11 protein-coding genes are annotated in these 18,751 nt (G+C 64.0%); 7 read left to right on the forward strand and 4 right to left on the reverse strand.

Annotated features, from left to right (window positions below; all coding sequences use genetic code 11):
• The first annotated feature begins 238 nt into the window (after positions 1–238).
• Positions 239–2,602 (forward strand): TonB-dependent receptor, encoded by a 2,364-nt coding sequence (locus BG023_RS05580; protein WP_069309575.1) that lies wholly within the window; start codon positions 239–241, stop codon positions 2,600–2,602.
• A gap of 65 nt (positions 2,603–2,667) precedes the next feature.
• Here the strand turns inward: BG023_RS05580 and BG023_RS05585 are convergent, their stop codons facing one another.
• Positions 2,668–4,101: an NAD-dependent succinate-semialdehyde dehydrogenase gene (locus tag BG023_RS05585; protein WP_069309576.1), complete on the reverse strand. Its 1,434-nt coding sequence runs from the start codon at positions 4,099–4,101 to the stop codon at positions 2,668–2,670.
• A 178-nt stretch (positions 4,102–4,279) separates the two neighbouring features.
• Here BG023_RS05585 and BG023_RS05590 point away from each other — a divergent pair, with 178 nt between their 5' ends.
• Entirely contained in the window at positions 4,280–5,251 is a 972-nt protein-coding gene (locus tag BG023_RS05590) for an alpha/beta hydrolase (protein WP_190315821.1), read from the forward strand.
• 16 nt (positions 5,252–5,267) lie between these two features.
• Here BG023_RS05590 and BG023_RS05595 read toward each other — a convergent pair whose 3' ends face one another.
• Positions 5,268–5,723, reverse strand: coding sequence for a (2Fe-2S)-binding protein (locus BG023_RS05595; protein ID WP_069309577.1), 456 nt, complete (start codon positions 5,721–5,723; stop codon positions 5,268–5,270).
• A gap of 15 nt (positions 5,724–5,738) precedes the next feature.
• On the reverse strand, positions 5,739–8,120 hold the full coding sequence (locus BG023_RS05600; RefSeq protein ID WP_083234573.1) for a xanthine dehydrogenase family protein molybdopterin-binding subunit: 2,382 nt from the start codon (positions 8,118–8,120) through the stop codon (positions 5,739–5,741).
• A gap of 352 nt (positions 8,121–8,472) precedes the next feature.
• Between BG023_RS05600 and BG023_RS05605 the strand changes: the two genes are divergently transcribed.
• From BG023_RS05605 to BG023_RS05625, 5 genes are all read left to right on the forward strand, one after another.
• Positions 8,473–11,127, forward strand: coding sequence for a calcium-binding protein (locus BG023_RS05605; RefSeq protein ID WP_069309578.1), 2,655 nt, complete (start codon positions 8,473–8,475; stop codon positions 11,125–11,127).
• A gap of 101 nt (positions 11,128–11,228) precedes the next feature.
• On the forward strand, positions 11,229–11,648 hold the full coding sequence (locus tag BG023_RS05610) for a hypothetical protein (protein ID WP_150122803.1): 420 nt from the start codon (positions 11,229–11,231) through the stop codon (positions 11,646–11,648).
• 2 nt (positions 11,649–11,650) lie between these two features.
• Entirely contained in the window at positions 11,651–14,380 is a 2,730-nt protein-coding gene (locus tag BG023_RS05615; RefSeq protein ID WP_069309580.1) for a M10 family metallopeptidase C-terminal domain-containing protein, read from the forward strand.
• A gap of 101 nt (positions 14,381–14,481) precedes the next feature.
• Positions 14,482–14,901: a hypothetical protein gene (locus BG023_RS05620; protein WP_150122803.1), complete on the forward strand. Its 420-nt coding sequence runs from the start codon at positions 14,482–14,484 to the stop codon at positions 14,899–14,901.
• A gap of 2 nt (positions 14,902–14,903) precedes the next feature.
• On the forward strand, positions 14,904–17,633 hold the full coding sequence (locus BG023_RS05625) for a M10 family metallopeptidase C-terminal domain-containing protein (protein WP_069309581.1): 2,730 nt from the start codon (positions 14,904–14,906) through the stop codon (positions 17,631–17,633).
• On the opposite strand, the gene BG023_RS05630 is transcribed toward BG023_RS05625, so the two are convergent.
• Positions 17,624–18,751, reverse strand: coding sequence for a cobalamin-independent methionine synthase II family protein (locus BG023_RS05630; protein WP_069309582.1), 1,128 nt, complete (start codon positions 18,749–18,751; stop codon positions 17,624–17,626). The genes BG023_RS05625 and BG023_RS05630 overlap by 10 nt on opposite strands.

An 18,751-nucleotide genomic window follows, 5' to 3' on the forward strand; every position in this document is an offset into this window, starting at 1 on the left:
TGCAGTTATAGCAATCAGGCCGCCAGAAGCCGCCCCCAGAAATATCAGGCAAGGCACCAGCCAAGCTGCCTCGAGTCATGCATTCCGTAACGGTATGACACCTGTCCCGATCTCACGCTCATTTTGATCAGTTGCGGGTCCCAGTGAAATGCGATGCACTAATTGCAATAATGGCTGCTGCGGTCCGAACCATGCCGCTGCGGTAAGCACAACGAAGGTTCAACAGGGGGAGAGTGGCATGACGTTTTTCAAGAGCGCGCGCGTGGCTATCTATCGGGCGGCCCTGCTGGGCACGGCGCTGACCGCCACCACGGCTTTCGCGCAGTCCGAAGATGCTGCGCAGGATCCCGGCAATGCCGACGATTCCATCAAGGAAATCGTGGTGACTGCCCGCTTCCGCACGGAAACCTTGCAGGACACCCCGATCGCGATCAGCGCGGTCGCCGCGGAATCGGTCGAGAAGATCGTCATCACTGACGTCAACAGCCTGCAACGCCTGCTGCCCAACGTGCAGCTGAGCCGCATCAACTTTGCCGGGCAAGCGCTGGGCGCATCGATCCGCGGGATCAGCTTTGCCGACCTTGAAAAGAGCTTCGATCCGGCGATCGGGGTGGTGATCGACGGGGTGTTCCTTGGCACCAACACCGGCGCCAATATCGACTTCGACGATCTGGAATCGATCGAAGTTCTGCGCGGTCCGCAGGGCACCTTGTTTGGCCGCAACACCATTGGTGGCACGATCAGCGTGCGCCACACGCGCCCGACGGGCGAGCTCGGCGGCAAGTTCAAGGCCCGCTACGGCAGCTTCAATTCGCTCGACCTCGAAGGCGTGCTCAACCTGCCCCAGATCGCCGATGCGCTGTCGATCAAGCTTGCGGGCCTGCGCCGCACCTCGGATTCGCCGACCATCAACCGCTACACCAACGAGCGTGAAGACGGCCGCGACATCTACAACCTCAGCGCCACGGCCCTCCTGGAGGTCGGCGATTTCACCGCGCTCGGGACAGTTGCCTACAACAAGGATCGTTCGCGCTATCCGACCGCGATCAACCTGACGCGGGCGTCGGGTCTGGCCTTCGGGGCGGGCGGGAACATCTGCGACTATACGCTCGCGGTCGGCCTTGGCGATCTGGGCTGTGACACGCAGGGTTCGGTGCGACAGGCGACGGAGAACTTCCGCCTCGCCAACACCAGTATTCCGTTCGAAAGCTTCTTCGAAGGCTGGGCCGCATCGCTCGAACTGAACGGCAAGGTCGGCGGCTTTAACGTCACCGCGATCACCGGATGGCGCAAGTCGAACGACCAGTTGACCGAGGAAAACACCGGGACGCCGCCGGTCTCCTATACCGGCGTGCCGGGGCAGGGCGTGCCGCTGTTCGTGGCCGCGCGCGATCAGGATTACGAGCAGTTCAGCCAGGAAATCCGTGTCGCCGGCGACATCACCGACTGGATGGATATCGTAGCCGGGGTCTATTACCTTAACACCAAATATTCGATCCGGCCCGGTGAGTTCAACGGATCGCGGGCGGGCCTCGCCTGGCTTGCGGTGCCGCTGTTCCCGCCTGCAGTGCCGGCGCCGACCTTCATCAACGTGCCGATCCAGGGCGCAACCGCATCGCAGGAGCTCGATTCCTTCGCGGTGTTTGCCGAAAGCATCTTCAAGCTCAGCGACAATGTTCGTCTGACCGCCGGCGGTCGCTACACCATCGAGACCAAGGAGTTCGCGCTCAACCAGACGCTTGCCGTGCCCTTTACCGGGCAAGGCAAGGAAACCTGGCGCGATCCGACCTGGCGCGTCATTCTCGACTGGAAGCCGACTGACGATACGATGCTCTATGGTAGCTGGTCGCGTGGCTTCCGTTCGGGCGGCTGGAATGGCCGGGCGACCACGGCTGCGGCGATCGGGCCCTACAATCCCGAAACCGTCGACAGCTACGAAATCGGCGCCAAGACCGAATTTGCCGACGGCAAGATGCAGGTCAATCTCGCTGCCTTCCTCGTCAATTACGACGACAAGCAGGAAGAGATCATCCGCCCTGCCGTGGGCGGCGGGACCGAAACCATCGTCGACAACGCGGCGAACGCGCAGACCAAGGGGATCGAACTGGAGTGGATCGCGCGCCCGACATCGGAACTCACCTTCCGGGCAGCGGGGGCCTATCTCTCGGCCAAGTACAAGGACTTCCTGATCCCCAACCTTGCCGTCCCGGGCCAGTTCATCGACATTACTAACGTCGCCAATTTCCGCCGCGCGCCGAAGTGGACCGGCAATGTCGGGATGGATTACGACAAGCAGTTGGATGATCGCAACAGCATCAACTTCAATGCCAACCTTGCCTATCTGGACGACTTCTTCACCTCGCCGCGGCGCGACCCGACCGGGCGCAACCGTGATACGATCGCGGCGCACACCACGCTCGATGCCTCGCTCGCGTTCCTTCACACGGGCGACACCTTCAAGCGGATGCGGATTGCAGTCTACGGCCGCGATCTGCTTAACAAGGGCAACCGCCTGACCAACACGCTGGATGCCGGTGTGTTCTATTTCGGCGTGGTGAGTGCCAACCGCGAAGGCGGGGTGGAATTCAGCATCGAATTCTGATCCGGATGCGGGCCTGAAGGTCGCGGCTGCACAATCGGCAGCCCGGTCTTCAGGCCCCGCCTTTATCAGGCCTGATGGATGGCCTTGGTCACCATGTAGCTATCGAGGCCTTCAGAGCCGCCTTCGCTGCCGAAGCCTGAATGCTTGACCCCGCCGAACGGCGCATCCGCGACCGAGATGGCGAAGCTGTTGATCCCCACCATCCCCGCCTCGATCGCATCGCCCGCCAGATTTGCGGTGCGCAGATTATTGGTGAAGGCAAAGGCAGCAAGGCCGAAGGGCAGGCGATTGGCCTCGCCGATGGCATCGTCGAGCGTGACGAAAGGACGCGTCACCGCGACCGGGCCGAAGGGCTCGGTGTTCATGATCTCGGCATCGTTCGGCACATCGGCGATCAGCGTGGGCTGGAAGAAGAACCCGTCGCCATAGGCTTCGCCGCCCACCAGCAGCTTCCCGCCCCGCGCGGCGGCATCGCCGATCAGGCCGGCGAGCGCTGCCGGACGGCGCGGATTGGCGAGAGGCCCCATCTGCACACCGGCCTCGAGACCATTGCCGACCTTGAGTGCTGCGGTGCGCTCGGCAAAGCCCTTGAGGAAGGCGTCGTAGATTCCCTCCTGCACATAGAAGCGCGTCGGCGAGACGCAGACCTGTCCGGCATTGCGGAACTTCTGGGGCACCAGCACATCGAGCACCCTGGCGAGATCGACATCGTCGAACACCAGCACCGGAGCATGGCCGCCCAGCTCCATGGTGATCCGCTTCACCCCGTCCGCTGCAAGCCGCATCAGATGCTTGCCGACCGCAGTTGATCCGGTGAAGCTGACCTTGCGGATCACCGGAGAGGCGATCAGCGTACGGCTGATAAAGTCGGGATCACCATAGACCATCTGCGCGACATTGGCAGGCACCCCGGCATCGGCGAGGCAGCGGATCAGCGCCGAGGTGGAAGCCGGGCATTCCTCGGCTGGCTTGGCGATCACCGAACAACCCGCTGCCAGCGCCGGCGCGAGCTTCTTGGCAAGCATGTAGACCGGGAAGTTCCAAGGCGTGAACACCGCCACCGGGCCGACCGGCTGCTTGATCACCATCGCGCGCTGTCCGGTTGGGCGCACCAGCACCCGGCCATAGGCGCGCTTGGCCTCCTCGGCGTAGAAATCGAACATCGAGGCCGATCCCATGACCTCGCCCAGCGCCTCGGCCTTCGGCTTGCCCTGTTCGGTGGTGAGCAGCACGGCAATCGTCTCGGCCCGCTCGCGCAGGAGATCGGCGGCCTTGCGCAGAATGCCCGCGCGCGTGTCGACATCGACCGCGCGCCACGCCTTGAAGCCCTGCTCGGCTGCGGCGAGCGCTTCTTCGAGATCGGCCGCGGTCGCTACCGGAAGATCGGCAATGCCTGCGCCCAGCGCCGGGTTGAGCACCGGCCGGGTCTCGCGCCCCTCGCCGCTGCGCCATACGCCATTGATGAAGAGCGCAAGGTCCGAAGTGTATTTCTGGGTCATAGCCCGTTCCCCTGATTGTGCCTGCTGCCGATAAGCCGCTTCTGCCTAGCCGATGCGGCTTGGCAAGAGACCTGTGCAATTTGCGCGAGCGGACAAGGCAGGACTTGGCATCATCGCTAGCTTGCGGCTCGGATGCCGCCGCGTCTACGATGCATGGCAAGCGGCAGAAAGGCTTCCCATGACGATTAGCGCATCGACCGGCCCGGGCCGCATTCCACTAGCCGATCCGCCGCACAGCTCCGCCAATCCGCCGCCCATCGCGCCCGAACTTGCCGCGCTGGACAAGAAGCTCGGCAAGCTGGTGGTCAACCGTTTCACCTACCGGCTGCTGCGGGTGGTGGGGCGCTTTCTGCGCCCGCCGTTCGATCCTTCGGGTGTCAGCCTGACGTGGGACGATGCGCGCGGGCAGCGGATGGCGATTGTCACGCCTGATGAGCGGAAGGGTGCAGGCGCGCTGATCCTGTTTCACGGTGGCGGCTTCGTGTTCGGACGGCCCGAGGATACCCTGCCCAAGGCCGCGCTGTTCGCCAAGGCGCTGGGCGTGCCGGTCATTTGTCCGGCCTACCGGTTGGCGCCGCAGAACCCGTTTCCTGCGGCACTCGATGATGGACACGCTGCATGGCACCGCGTGCTCGCCCGCGCCGATGCGCTGGGGATCGACCCGGCGAAGATCGTGGTCGGCGGTTACAGCGCGGGCGGAGGGCTGGCGGCCAATCTTGTGCACCGGTTGCATGATGAAGGCGGGCAGCAACCTGCCGCCCAGTTGCTGATCTATCCGATGCTCGATGATCGCACCGCGCAGCGCCGCGAGCTTGATGCGCCGCGCCACTCGATCTGGAGCAATGGCAACAACCGCTTCGCCTGGCCTGCCTATCTCGGCAACACGGCCGATCCGGCGGCGCTGACCTACGCGGTTGGCGCAAGGCGAGCCGATCTGTCCGGATTACCCCCGGCATGGGTCGGGGTGGGAACCTGCGATCTCTTTCTTGATGAAGTGCGGGCCTATGCGCGCCGTCTTGGCGAGGCGGGTGTGGCGGTCAGCTATGACGAGGTGGACGGCGGGATCCACGCTTTCGACATGGACGACAATCCGCTCGCGCACGCCTTCACCGCGTCGCAAATCGCCTTTATCCGGGGCTACGTCGAATAAGAGCAGCCCCGCGCGATCAGAGCGAGGCGGCGGCTTCCTTGATCGCGCGGCGGATGCTCATGTAGGTCGCGCAGCGGCACAGGTTGCCGCTCATCGCCTCATCGATCGCGGCATCATCGGGCGAAGGGTTGTCGCGCAGAAGCGCTGCCGCCGCCATAATCTGGCCCGATTGGCAATAGCCGCACTGGGGGACGTCATTGGCGATCCATGCCTCGCGAATGGCTTCCGCAGCATCGCCGGCCACGCCTTCGATGGTGGTGATCTCGGCGCCTTCGAGGGCGTCGTGCGGTGTGATGCAAGCTCGCGTCGGCTCGCCATCGACGTGCACCGTGCAAGCCCCGCACTGGGCGACACCGCAGCCGAATTTGGTGCCGGTCATCCCCAGATGATCGCGCAGCACCCAAAGCAGCGGGGTGCCCGGTGCGGCATCGACGTTCGTGGATTTCCCGTTGATTGTCAGGGTAATGGCCATGTTCGTCTCCTCGTCCTACGCGGTCTTTTTGGCAGGCAGTTTGAGCTTGCTGCCCTCCGGCCCGATCAGCGGAAGGCTGCGCAGGCGGTGCCCGGTCGCCGCGAAAATCGCATTGGCGAGCGCGGGGGCGGCGGGCGGGGTCGCAGGTTCGCCCACGCCGCCGGGGACCGCATTGGACGCGATGATTTCGACCTCGAACTCGCGCGGCGCCTCGTTCATCCGCAGCAGCCGCCAGCTGGGGAAGTTGTCCTGCACGATCGCCCCGTTCTTGGCGGTGATCGCGCCATAGAGCGCGTTCGACAATCCGTAGATCGTGCCGCCTTCCATCTGCGCGCGCACGTGGCGCGGATTGATCACGGTGCCGGCATCGACCGCCAGCCACACGCCGGGAATGCTGATCGTCCCGTCAGCACGCACTGCCACTTCGACGACCGTGGCGATATAGCTCAGGAATGAACGGTGAACCGCGATGCCGAGGCCGCGACCCTTGGGCAGTTTGCGGCCCCATCGGGCCATTGCAGCGGCCTTTTCCACCACCGTCCGCAAGCGCCCGGTGTCGATCGGGTATTCCTCGAGCGAGGCACCATAGTTGTCGTATTTCGCGCCCTCGGCATTGGGGTCGACCAGACGGGCTGCGCCGATCAGTTCGAGCAGATAGTCCTTCTGATCGCGGCCAGCGGCGTGGGCCAGTTCAGCCGCAAAGCTCTGCGCCGCAAACACGTGGTAGATATTGGAAACGGAACGCAGCCAGCCGATCCGCACGTGCCCCTTGGCATTGCCGGATTCGATCTGCAGGTTGGGCATGGCAAAGGGAAGGTCGGTCGCACCCAGACCCATCTCGCCATCGCTCGGCTCGGATACCGTATGGTCAAAGGTCGAGCTGATCGGCGGGAAGACCGTGCGGTGCAGCCACGCGGTGCATTTGCCGTTCTTGTCGAGCCCCGCCTCGCAATATTGCGCGCTGGCCGAATGGTAATAGCCGTGCTGGATGTCGTCCTCGCGCGTCCAGGTGACCTTGACCGGCTTGCCCACCTCGCGGGCGATCAACGCGGCCTCCAGAACGAAATCGGGCTTCGATTTGCGCCCGAAGGCACCGCCCAGCCAGGTGGGCGTGACCTTGATCTTGGTCTTGTCGATCCCGAGCGCCCCGGCGAGCGTATCGCGGGTGCTTTGCGGGTCTTGTACGCAGGCCCAGCATTCGAGCAGATCGCCGTTCCATTCGGCCGTGGCGCTCGGTGGCTCCATCGGCGACTGGTTGAGGTGGGGGGCATAATATTCCGCCGTGATCCGCTTGTCCGCCGCGGCCAGCGCCTTGCCGACATCGCCGCGCGAACGGCGCACCTTGCCGTTGCGCCGCGCGGTGGCCTGCATCTGCTTGGCGAAGACATCGGAATCGTAACCAGCATTGGGGCCATCGCGCCAGGTGATCTCCAGGGCGCGGCGCCCTTCGATCGCAGCCCAGGTATCACGCGCGACTACCGCCACGCCGCCGAGCGGCTGGAACAGGGCCGGGGGCGTGGGATCGGGCAGGCGCACCGTCTTGAGTACTCCGGGAACCGCGAGTGCCTTGGCATCATCTACACTGCCGATCTTGCCGAACAGCTGCGGCGGGCGGGCGACGACGGCATAGACCATGCCCGGACGCTTCACGTCGATCCCGTAAGTGCTGTCGCCCTTGACGATGCGCGGCACTGTCAGCGAGGGGATTTCCTCATTGATGTAGCGCCATTCCTTAGGGGTCTTGAGCTTGATGTCGGCTTCGGCCGGAATTTCGAGCTTGCCGGCCAGTTCCGCAAGATTGCCGTATGACAGCGTCTCGTCGTTCTGGGTGTTGCTGACGAGGCCGCCCTGCGCCGAGCACTGGTCAACCGGCAGTTTCCAGTAGAGCGCGGCTGCGGCGACCAGCATCTGCCGCATCGCTGCGCCGGCCACCCGCAGGCGATGGAAATTGAACCGCACCGAGCGCGAACCATCGGTGTTCTGGTCGCCATAGCGTTCGTGCCCTTCCGCCTGCACGATGCGGACCTTATCCCACTCGGCCTCGAGTTCGTCGGCAACGATCTGCGCCATCGAGGTCCAGACCTGTTGGCCCATTTCCGAGCGGTGACAGGTGATCTTGACCGTGCCGTCGCGCTCGATTTCGATCCAGAGGGCCGGGGTGGCGTCCCCGCCCTTCACGCCGGTGAGCGGGCTGGGGCCGGGATCCTTGAGCTTGAAGGCATCGGCATCGATCTCGGGCTCGACGTAGCTTGAACAGCCCGCCAGCGCGACGCCGAGCACGAACAGGCCCGTACCGCCGACAAAAGCGCGGCGGCTGAGATTGACGTAGGGGCTAGGCTCACCTGCTCCCCCGCGTGTCTTTCTTGCAGGAATGATACCGAGATCGCGGATCAGCATGAGCCTTGCTCCTTCAGCCGGACGCCCACCTCGCGTCCGGCCCGCAGACTGTGCGCCACACGAGATGCGCTGGCAACCATGCTGGGTCAAATACCCCAGCGCGAGTGGCCGAACAGGTCAGGGATGGACGCGAGGGATCTGGTTGATGGTGCCAGCATCGCAAGTGCACAGGCCTTGGCATGGCTGTGAACCCAAAATGGCACATGGGCTCATGGAGTGCCAGAAAATCAAGTAAATACAGCATTGACCCGCCATGGAGCGAGCGATACTTTGGCCCTTTGGGGATCCAGGGTCGACTGCATCCCGGTGTTGAATGGCTCTGCCCGGCAGGTGCCACCTTGGGGATGTTAGAATGAGTGGTCTGCTAATAGCGACGGCTGGCAACGAAGACTGGACGCTGAGCGCGGACGGTACGCTGATCTTCGTTGCCACCAACAGCGGCATGCTGCGGGTTCACGATTCGGTGACGGGCCAGCTGCTGTTCCAGACCCAGCTCGGCAACAACCTCGGGTCAATTTCGCTATCGCCCGATGGAACGCGTCTCGCGGTTATCGAAGAAGTGGCCGAGAACGTCCGGCAGTTCCAGTCGTGGACCGAGAATTCGGCCGATGTCAGCATCTATGTGGTCGACCTCAACACCTTCGGGGCGAGCGAATTCACTTACACCGTGCGCGGGTCCGACTGGACCTTCGCCGATGTGGCGTGGAGCGATGCGGACACGCTGCAGATCTCGCGCAACATTCTTCCGGGCTGGAGCGGATGGGCCTCGCTGGGTACGCTGGAACTGTCGAACGGCAGCCTGACATATAGCCAGAACTCCTACTATGCGGGGCTCGGATCGGCGGCATCGCTGCTGACCATGCCCGGCTCCACGACTGTGCTGCTTGGCCAGCTCGGCCTGTCCTCGGCGGAATATTACCTCATCTCGCCGTCGGGTACATCGATGGGTAACAACGGTACCTACCAGAACAATGTCTACGGCTATGCTGCAGGGATAGAGGCGGCTTCGGGCAACACCGCGAACGACCGGATCGTGATCGTCACCGGCGGCGGGGTCCATGTTTACACCGGCACGATGGGCTATCTGACCGATCTGACCTCGCTCTATCCCACCCTCGGAAATGCGGCCGGCGTGGCCTTCAGCCCCGATGGCGATCTGCTCTACTTCATGGATCGCGCCTCGAATTCGATCGTGGTGCTGGATGCCTACACCTATAACCTGGTGGCAACGGTACCATCGCCTGCTGGCAGTTTCCTGACCTTGCAGCGCGGGGCCGAGCTGGTGGTTTCGGCTGATGGTTCGCGGGTGTGGTTCAACACCTCATCGGGTATCGTCACGGTTACGATCGACCTTCCGGATCGCGGCACCGAAGGCAATGACGTGCTCAACGGCACGAACGGCGCTGACGTGATCGACGGGCGCGGCGGATCCGACCAGATCTACGGGCTTGGCGGCGATGACTGGCTGGTCGGCGGCACGGGCGACGATGTGATGGTGGGCGGTGCCGGCTTTGACATTGCCGGCTATGAAACCGCCGTCACTCGGGTCGTGGTCGATCTGGCGATCACCACCGCGCAGGCGACGTCAGGTGCCGGAAGCGACACCCTTTCCGAAATCGAAGGGCTCGGCGGCTCTGCATTCAACGACAGTCTTTCTGGCAATGGCGCCGCCAACCTGCTGATCGGCTTGGCCGGCAACGACGTGCTGCGCGGGCGCGGCGGGGATGATGATCTTTACGGTGACGATGGCGCCGACGAGCTCTACGGCGACGCCGGTATTGATTGGCTGTTCGGCGGCAATGGCAACGATCTGCTGTCTGGCGGCACGGGTGCCGACCGGCTCGAAGGCGGGGATGGCGACGATATCTACGAGATCGACGATGCCGGCGATTCGATCATCGAGACCGCGACCGGCGGCAACGACACGATGCGGGTCTTCGGGATGAACGCGACAATCGTTTCATCGGTTGAAACCCTCGTCATCATGACTGGCGCGTTCAACGCCACCGGTAATTTCATCGCCAACCGGCTGGTCGGATCGAGCGAAGCCAATGTGCTGACCGGCCTTGGCGGCAACGATACGCTAGAGGGCGGCGGCAACGTCGACACCGCCGTGGTGCGCGGCACGCGTTCGCAATACACGGTGACCCAGACCTCGACCGGCGTGTTCCAGGTGGTGGGGCCGGACGGGACTGACACGCTGACCGCGATCGAGTTCCTGCAGTTCGACGATCAGGTGCTCCGCCTGCGGCCCGGGACGGGGGTGAGCGTCAACTTCAACACTGCCGATCCTTCGGTCTACCAGAGCGCCATGAACGCGATCCGCGATTTCGACGGCAATGCGCTGGGCGGGAACGGCTCGTGGCTGCGGATCGGTTCGGCGGATGTGAACGGGGATGGCGATATCGACCAGATCCTCGTCAACCGCACCATCGGCCGCTTCGCCACCATCGGCACCGCCCCCGATGGCCTTGTCTACTTCTCGGATCACAGCTGGGCGGGCGAGACGCGCGTGGCCGGCATCTACATCGACCCGCTGGTCGCTTCGGGGCAGGTGGTTGCAGGCAGCGCCAACGACAGCCAGCGCCGCTTCCAGAACGATCTCCAGATCGAGAACATCAACCGCGTGCTGGGCGCCAGCGACTACGACCGCGATGGCTTGCAAGAGGTCTACTTCGCGCTGACCGACGGTACGGCCTATCTGCGCGCGATCATGGAGGCTGACGGCAACATCCGCTACGCCAACTACCAGTCGCAGCAGGAGGTGATCAACTACCTCACCGCCAACGGCTTTGGCCCGTCGACCTGGGCAGGCTGGTTCCCGCAGCCCAGCAGCGGCGAGGCGAGCCTCATCAGCGAGGATGATGCGAGCCTCGTCAAGGGCGATGCCGGATCAGATACGCTCGGCACCGGCGCGCTGGACGCAGGGCTGGCGGGCACCCCCCACAGCTTCCACCCGATGTTCACCATCCCGACCGAAGTGCTCGCCCCCGAATTCTACGGGTAAGCGGGTATTTCGGTTTCGTTTACGATTATCCGCTTAATCCCAACGGACTTTCTGTTATTGTGTCGCCTGCCGTGCCGCCGGCTGGGCGGCCTGTCTGGGTCATGCTGATGTCGCTGCGTGTGCAAGCCGTTCCTGCTCTTGTTGCTGCAGCCGTTCTGCAACCCGCTTGCGCAACCAGTTCCATTCCGCCCGCCTGCCAGGTTTCCGGAGAGCTTTCGGCCCTGCCCGGCATGGACACGCAGGCCATCTGCGACCTCTTCACACAGGATCTGAACGCTGCGCTCGGCGAAGACGCGGCCACCAGGAATATCGCCGTGGCGCTGACGCTGCACCAGCGCGGGACCATCGAAGCGCAATTGAGCGCGCGCCAGAACGGTCGCGACGTCACCTATCCCAGCATCGCTGTCGACGTGTCCGACCGCGCGCTGCAATCCGACGATATCACCCGCCTGGCCAAGGCCGCGGCGCAGGTATTGAATGATCCCGCCGCAGCCACCGCTGCGCATGACAAGGACGCATAGGCATGTTTCAGGACTTCTTCGGTGGTGGTAGCGGCCGGGCCGGCCTGTTGATCGAGGATGCACTTCCCGGCGGGACCGAAACCGATCTGCCCAAATCGGTGATCCACAACACCGGCTGCGCCTGCATGTCCTGCTACATGAACGATGGCGGCAAGGTCTGGCTTGACGGCTCGGACAACGTGTCTTCGGACACTGTGCCCGGCAACACTTTCACCACCGCATCCCTTACTCCGGGCGGCGCCGTCAACGGCACGATCGAAACGGGGACGGATTCGGACTGGTACCGGATCACGCTGGTGGCCGGGCAGACCTATATCTTCACGGTCTATCTGCCGCCCAACGCAGGCGGGCTGCGCGACAGTATCCTCACGCTGCGCGATAGCGTGGGCACGCCGCTGGTCACCAATGATGACGCGACCGAAGACTCAAGCGTGCTCTATTCCGAGATCCGCTACACGGCGAACACCACCGGCACTTTCTTCCTCGATGTCACGTCCTTTGGCGGGGCGACGGGCAACTTCACCATCCACAGCTCGCGCCCGGTGATCGATACGCCGCGGGGTGATACCTCGACCACGGCGACAATCACTGTCGGGGGCGCGGCGACCAACGGCGTGCTGGAGGAAACCGGTGACCGCGACTGGTACCGCGTGACGCTGGAAGCGGGCAGGACCTATGAATTCGTCACCAGCGCGCCGGCTTCGGGGGACTTCGATACCACGCTGACCCTGCGCAACAGCTCGGGCAACGTTCTGGCGTTTAACGACGACAGTTCGGGCACCTTTTCGCGCATCCGCTTCACCCCGACCACGAGTGGGACTTACTTTATCGATGTCGGCGCGTGGATCGACCAGAGCACCGGCAACTACCGCTTGTCGGTCACCGAAGCCGCGCCGCTGACCGAATTCACCAATGACCAGATCGCCGACCAGCTGCTCAACGGCTACTGGGGCGGCCCGGGAACGGCGCGACGTTTCAACGTGACGCAGGGGGGGGCGATCACAGTCAACCTGACCGCGTTGACTAGCGAGGGGGCCTTCCTTGCGCGCGAGGCGTTGAACCTTTGGGCGGACGTGCTGGGGATCGGTTTCACCGAAGTCACCACCACCGCGCAGATCACCTTCGACGACAATCAGGAAGGTGCTTTTGCTACTTCATCGAGGAGCGGCAGCTTCATTCTCAGCGCGGCGGTCAATGTCGGCACCGGCTGGCTGACCACCTATGGCACCACGCTGGGCACCTATTCGTTCCAGACCTATGTCCACGAAATCGGCCATGCGCTCGGCCTCGGTCACGGCGGAAACTACAACAACAACGCCACCTTCCAGCAGGACGCGCTCTATCTGAACGATGCCTGGTCGACCACGGTGATGTCCTATTTCGACCAGACCGATAATCCGTTCTTCGCCGGGCGCGGTTTCAGTCGGGCCTTTGCCGTCACGCCGATGCAGGCCGATGTGGTCGCGATCCAGCAGGCCTATGGCGTTGCCACGAGCACCCGCACCGGCGACACCACCTACGGGGTGGGCAACAATTCGGGCCGCGCCGTGTTCGATATCGCCAACGCCACGCTGGCCTTCACCATTGTCGACAATGGCGGCACCGACACGCTCAACTATTCGAGCATCAGCGCGGCCCAGCGGATCGATCTCAACCCGGAAACCTTCTCGAACGTTGGCGGCCGCACCGGCAATATGAGCATCGCGCGCGGCACGATCATCGAGAATGCGATCGGCGGATCGGGCGGCGATACGATCATCGGCAACGCGGTCGGCAACCGCCTGACGGGCCTTGGCGGCAACGACACGATCAACGGCGGCAGCAATGTGGATACGGCGGTCGTGCGCGGTCTGCGCTCGGCCTATACCGTGACCCAGACCTCGACCGGCGTGTTCCAGGTGGTGGGGCCGGACGGGACGGATACGCTGACCGCGATCGAGTTCCTGCAGTTCGACGATCAGGTGCTTCGCTTGCGGCCCGGGACCGGAGTGAGCGTCAACTTCAACACTGCCGATCCCTCGGTATACCAGTCGGCGATGAACAATATCCGCGACTTTGACGGCAATGCGCTGGGCGGCAATGGCTCGTGGCTGCGGATCGGTTCGGCGGACGTGAACGGGGATGGCGACGTTGACCAGATCCTCGTCAACCGCACCATCGGACGGTTCGCCACCATCGGCACAGCCCCCGATGGCCTCGTCTACTTCTCGGATCACAGCTGGGCGGGCGAGACGCGCGTGGCGGGGATCTATATCGATCCGCTGGTCGCTTCGGGGCAGGTGGTTGCAGGCAGCGCCAACGACAGCCAGCGCCGGTTCCAGAACGATCTCCAGATCGAGAACATCAACCGCGTGCTGGGTGCCAGCGACTACGACCGCGATGGCTTGCAAGAGGTCTACTTCGCGCTGACCGACGGTACGGCCTATCTGCGCGCGATCATGGAGGCTGACGGCAACATCCGCTACGCCAACTACCAGTCGCAGCAGGAGGTGATCAACTACCTCACCGCCAACGGCTTTGGCCCGTCGACCTGGGCAGGCTGGTTCCCGCAGCCCAGCAGCGGCGAGGCGAGCCTCATCAGCGAGGATGATGCGAGCCTCGTCAAGGGCGATGCCGGATCAGATACGCTCGGCACCGGCGCGCTGGACGCAGGGCTGGCGGGCACCCCCCACAGCTTCCACCCGATGTTCACCATCCCGACCGAAGTGCTCGCCCCCGAATTCTACGGGTAAGCGGGTATTTCGGTTTCGTTTACGATTATCCGCTTAATCCCAACGGACTTTCTGTTATTGTGTCGCCTGCCGTGCCGCCGGCTGGGCGGCCTGTCTGGGTCATGCTGATGTCGCTGCGTGTGCAAGCCGTTCCTGCTCTTGTTGCTGCAGCCGTTCTGCAACCCGCTTGCGCAACCAGTTCCATTCCGCCCGCCTGCCAGGTTTCCGGAGAGCTTTCGGCCCTGCCCGGCATGGACACGCAGGCCATCTGCGACCTCTTCACACAGGATCTGAACGCTGCGCTCGGCGAAGACGCGGCCACCAGGAATATCGCCGTGGCGCTGACGCTGCACCAGCGCGGGACCATCGAAGCGCAATTGAGCGCGCGCCAGAACGGTCGCGACGTCACCTATCCCAGCATCGCTGTCGACGTGTCCGACCGCGCGCTGCAATCCGACGATATCACCCGCCTGGCCAAGGCCGCGGCGCAGGTATTGAATGATCCCGCCGCAGCCACCGCTGCGCATGACAAGGACGCATAGGCATGTTTCAGGACTTCTTCGGTGGTGGTAGCGGCCGGGCCGGCCTGTTGATCGAGGATGCACTTCCCGGCGGGACCGAAACCGATCTGCCCAAATCGGTGATCCACAACACCGGCTGCGCCTGCATGTCCTGCTACATGAACGATGGCGGCAAGGTCTGGCTTGACGGCTCGGACAACGTGTCTTCGGACACTGTGCCCGGCAACACTTTCACCACCGCATCCCTTACTCCGGGCGGCGCCGTCAACGGCACGATCGAAACGGGGACGGATTCGGACTGGTACCGGATCACGCTGGTGGCCGGGCAGACCTATATCTTCACGGTCTATCTGCCGCCCAACGCAGGCGGGCTGCGCGACAGTATCCTCACGCTGCGCGATAGCGTGGGCACGCCGCTGGTCACCAATGATGACGCGACCGAAGACTCAAGCGTGCTCTATTCCGAGATCCGCTACACGGCGAACACCACCGGCACTTTCTTCCTCGATGTCACGTCCTTTGGCGGGGCGACGGGCAACTTCACCATCCACAGCTCGCGCCCGGTGATCGATACGCCGCGGGGTGATACCTCGACCACGGCGACAATCACTGTCGGGGGCGCGGCGACCAACGGCGTGCTGGAGGAAACCGGTGACCGCGACTGGTACCGCGTGACGCTGGAAGCGGGCAGGACCTATGAATTCGTCACCAGCGCGCCGGCTTCGGGGGACTTCGATACCACGCTGACCCTGCGCAACAGCTCGGGCAACGTTCTGGCGTTTAACGACGACAGTTCGGGCACCTTTTCGCGCATCCGCTTCACCCCGACCACGAGTGGGACTTACTTTATCGATGTCGGCGCGTGGATCGACCAGAGCACCGGCAACTACCGCTTGTCGGTCACCGAAGCCGCGCCGCTGACCGAATTCACCAATGACCAGATCGCCGACCAGCTGCTCAACGGCTACTGGGGCGGCCCGGGAACGGCGCGACGTTTCAACGTGACGCAGGGGGGGGCGATCACAGTCAACCTGACCGCGTTGACTAGCGAGGGGGCCTTCCTTGCGCGCGAGGCGTTGAACCTTTGGGCGGACGTGCTGGGGATCGGTTTCACCGAAGTCACCACCACCGCGCAGATCACCTTCGACGACAATCAGGAAGGTGCTTTTGCTACTTCATCGAGGAGCGGCAGCTTCATTCTCAGCGCGGCGGTCAATGTCGGCACCGGCTGGCTGACCACCTATGGCACCACGCTGGGCACCTATTCGTTCCAGACCTATGTCCACGAAATCGGCCATGCGCTCGGCCTCGGTCACGGCGGAAACTACAACAACAACGCCACCTTCCAGCAGGACGCGCTCTATCTGAACGATGCCTGGTCGACCACGGTGATGTCCTATTTCGACCAGACCGATAATCCGTTCTTCGCCGGGCGCGGTTTCAGTCGGGCCTTTGCCGTCACGCCGATGCAGGCCGATGTGGTCGCGATCCAGCAGGCCTATGGCGTTGCCACGAGCACCCGCACCGGCGACACCACCTACGGGGTGGGCAACAATTCGGGCCGCGCCGTGTTCGATATCGCCAACGCCACGCTGGCCTTCACCATTGTCGACAATGGCGGCACCGACACGCTCAACTATTCGAGCATCAGCGCGGCCCAGCGGATCGATCTCAACCCGGAAACCTTCTCGAACGTTGGCGGCCGCACCGGCAATATGAGCATCGCGCGCGGCACGATCATCGAGAATGCGATCGGCGGATCGGGCGGCGATACGATCATCGGCAACGCGGTCGGCAACCGCCTGACGGGCCTTGGCGGCAACGACACGATCAACGGCGGCAGCAATGTGGATACGGCGGTCGTGCGCGGTCTGCGCTCGGCCTATACCGTGACCCAGACCTCGACCGGCGTGTTCCAGGTGGTGGGGCCGGACGGGACGGATACGCTGACCGCGATCGAGTTCCTGCAGTTCGACGATCAGGTGCTTCGCTTGCGGCCCGGGACCGGAGTGAGCGTCAACTTCAACACTGCCGATCCCTCGGTATACCAGTCGGCGATGAACAATATCCGCGACTTTGACGGCAATGCGCTGGGCGGCAATGGCTCGTGGCTGCGGATCGGTTCGGCGGACGTGAACGGGGATGGCGACGTTGACCAGATCCTCGTCAACCGCACCATCGGACGGTTCGCCACCATCGGCACAGCCCCCGATGGCCTCGTCTACTTCTCGGATCACAGCTGGGCGGGCGAGACGCGCGTGGCGGGGATCTATATCGATCCGCTGGTCGCTTCGGGGCAGGTGGTTGCAGGCAGCGCCAACGACAGCCAGCGCCGGTTCCAGAACGATCTCCAGATCGAGAACATCAACCGCGTGCTGGGTGCCAGCGACTACGACCGCGATGGCTTGCAGGAGGTCTACTTCGCGCTGACCGACGGGACGGCCTATCTGCGCGCGATCATGGAGGCTGACGGCAACATCCGCTACGCCAACTACCAGTCGCAGCAGGAGGTGATCAACTACCTCACCGCCAACGGCTTTGGCCCGTCGACCTGGGCAGGCTGGTTCCCGCAACCCACCAGCGGCGAGGCGAGCCTGATCGGCGAGGATGATGCGAGCCTCGTCAAGGGCGATCCCGGATCAGACACGCTCGGCACCGGCGCGCTGGACGCAGGGCTGGCGGGCACCCCCCACAGCTTCCACCCGATGTTCACCATCCCGACCGAAGTGCTTGCTCCGGAGTTCTACGGGTAGCGGCTCCGCGCGATCTCGGCGCCTTCTGCCAGCGCGGCGAGCTTGGCCCAGACAATTTCGGGATCGAGCGCATTGCTGCCCGCGTGCACCGAAAAGCCGCAGTCGACGCCCGCCATCACGCGGTCAGCGCCGAGCAGATCGGCATAGCGGCCGATGCGCTGGGCGATGAGTTCGGGATGCTCGATATAGGGTGACTGCGGCTCGACCATGCCGGGGCACAGCACCTTGTTTTCGGGCAGCGGGTGATCGGCGAAGAAGGCGAATTCATGCGCGTGGCGCGGGTTGGCGCCTTCCAGCAGCACGGTCTGCGGCTTGGCGGTCCAGACGATATCGGCGATCTCGCCCAGCGCCACGTCGCAGTGGTGCGGGCCGGGATAGTTGCCCCAGCACAGGTGCATCCGCAGCTGCTCGGCGGGGATGTTCTGGAGCGCGTGATTGAGCGCGGCGATGTTCATGCCGATGCGCTTGCGGAAGTCCTCAAGGGAAAGGTGGGTGAACTGCACATGGCGGCCCATCGCTAGATCGGGGCAGTCCACTTGCAGGGTGATTCCCGCCGCCGCGATGGTCTCATATTCGTGGCGCAGGCCTTCGGCGAGGGCAAAGACATATTCCTCGTCGCTGGCATAGAACTGGTTGGGGAAGAACAGCGCGGTCACGCCGGGGGACGCTGCCGACATGAAGGTGGCGTGGCCGCCCGCGAGGCGCTTCAACCGCTCGGCATCGATGCGCGGGGCCTCCATGTCGATCACGGTGATGGCCGCGGTGCAGGCGGGCGCGGAACGCTTGGCGCGGCCCTTGTTGCCGAACACCTGCGCCTTGGCACCGGGGAAGGCTTCCAGATCGGCGAATTCATACTGGCCCGCCTCGCCGCCGAAGCCCGACAGGCGGTGCTTGATATAGGTGGCGTAGCTGGGCTTGGACTGTTCGCCATCGTTGACGATGGTGATGCCCGCCTCGATCTGGCGCTTGATGACATAGGCGGTCGCTTCCTCCACCGCGGCATCGAAGGCGGCTTCGGACACGGCCTCGCCGCCCTCGCGCGCGAACACCAGATCGAGCAGCGCTTCGGGGCGCGGCAGGCTGCCGACATGGGTGGTGGCGAAGCGGGTGGTGGTCAT

Origin of the sequence: Porphyrobacter sp. LM 6 (assembly GCF_001720465.1) — a bacterium.
In the GTDB taxonomy this organism is placed as follows: Bacteria; Pseudomonadota; Alphaproteobacteria; order Sphingomonadales; family Sphingomonadaceae; genus Erythrobacter.

What these genes read in the sequence shown, in the direction of transcription:
- BG023_RS05580 (WP_069309575.1), top strand. Translation starts at nt 239, where the DNA reads ATGACGTTTTTCAAGAGCGCGCGCGTGGCTATCTATCGGGCGGCCCTG.
- BG023_RS05585 (WP_069309576.1), bottom strand. Translation starts at nt 4,101, where the DNA reads ATGACCCAGAAATACACTTCGGACCTTGCGCTCTTCATCAATGGCGTA.
- BG023_RS05590 (WP_190315821.1), top strand. Translation starts at nt 4,280, where the DNA reads ATGACGATTAGCGCATCGACCGGCCCGGGCCGCATTCCACTAGCCGAT.
- BG023_RS05595 (WP_069309577.1), bottom strand. Translation starts at nt 5,723, where the DNA reads ATGGCCATTACCCTGACAATCAACGGGAAATCCACGAACGTCGATGCC.
- BG023_RS05600 (WP_083234573.1), bottom strand. Translation starts at nt 8,120, where the DNA reads ATGCTGATCCGCGATCTCGGTATCATTCCTGCAAGAAAGACACGCGGG.
- BG023_RS05605 (WP_069309578.1), top strand. Translation starts at nt 8,473, where the DNA reads ATGAGTGGTCTGCTAATAGCGACGGCTGGCAACGAAGACTGGACGCTG.
- BG023_RS05610 (WP_150122803.1), top strand. Translation starts at nt 11,229, where the DNA reads ATGCTGATGTCGCTGCGTGTGCAAGCCGTTCCTGCTCTTGTTGCTGCA.
- BG023_RS05615 (WP_069309580.1), top strand. Translation starts at nt 11,651, where the DNA reads ATGTTTCAGGACTTCTTCGGTGGTGGTAGCGGCCGGGCCGGCCTGTTG.
- BG023_RS05620 (WP_150122803.1), top strand. Translation starts at nt 14,482, where the DNA reads ATGCTGATGTCGCTGCGTGTGCAAGCCGTTCCTGCTCTTGTTGCTGCA.
- BG023_RS05625 (WP_069309581.1), top strand. Translation starts at nt 14,904, where the DNA reads ATGTTTCAGGACTTCTTCGGTGGTGGTAGCGGCCGGGCCGGCCTGTTG.
- BG023_RS05630 (WP_069309582.1), bottom strand. Translation starts at nt 18,751, where the DNA reads ATGACCACCACCCGCTTCGCCACCACCCATGTCGGCAGCCTGCCGCGC.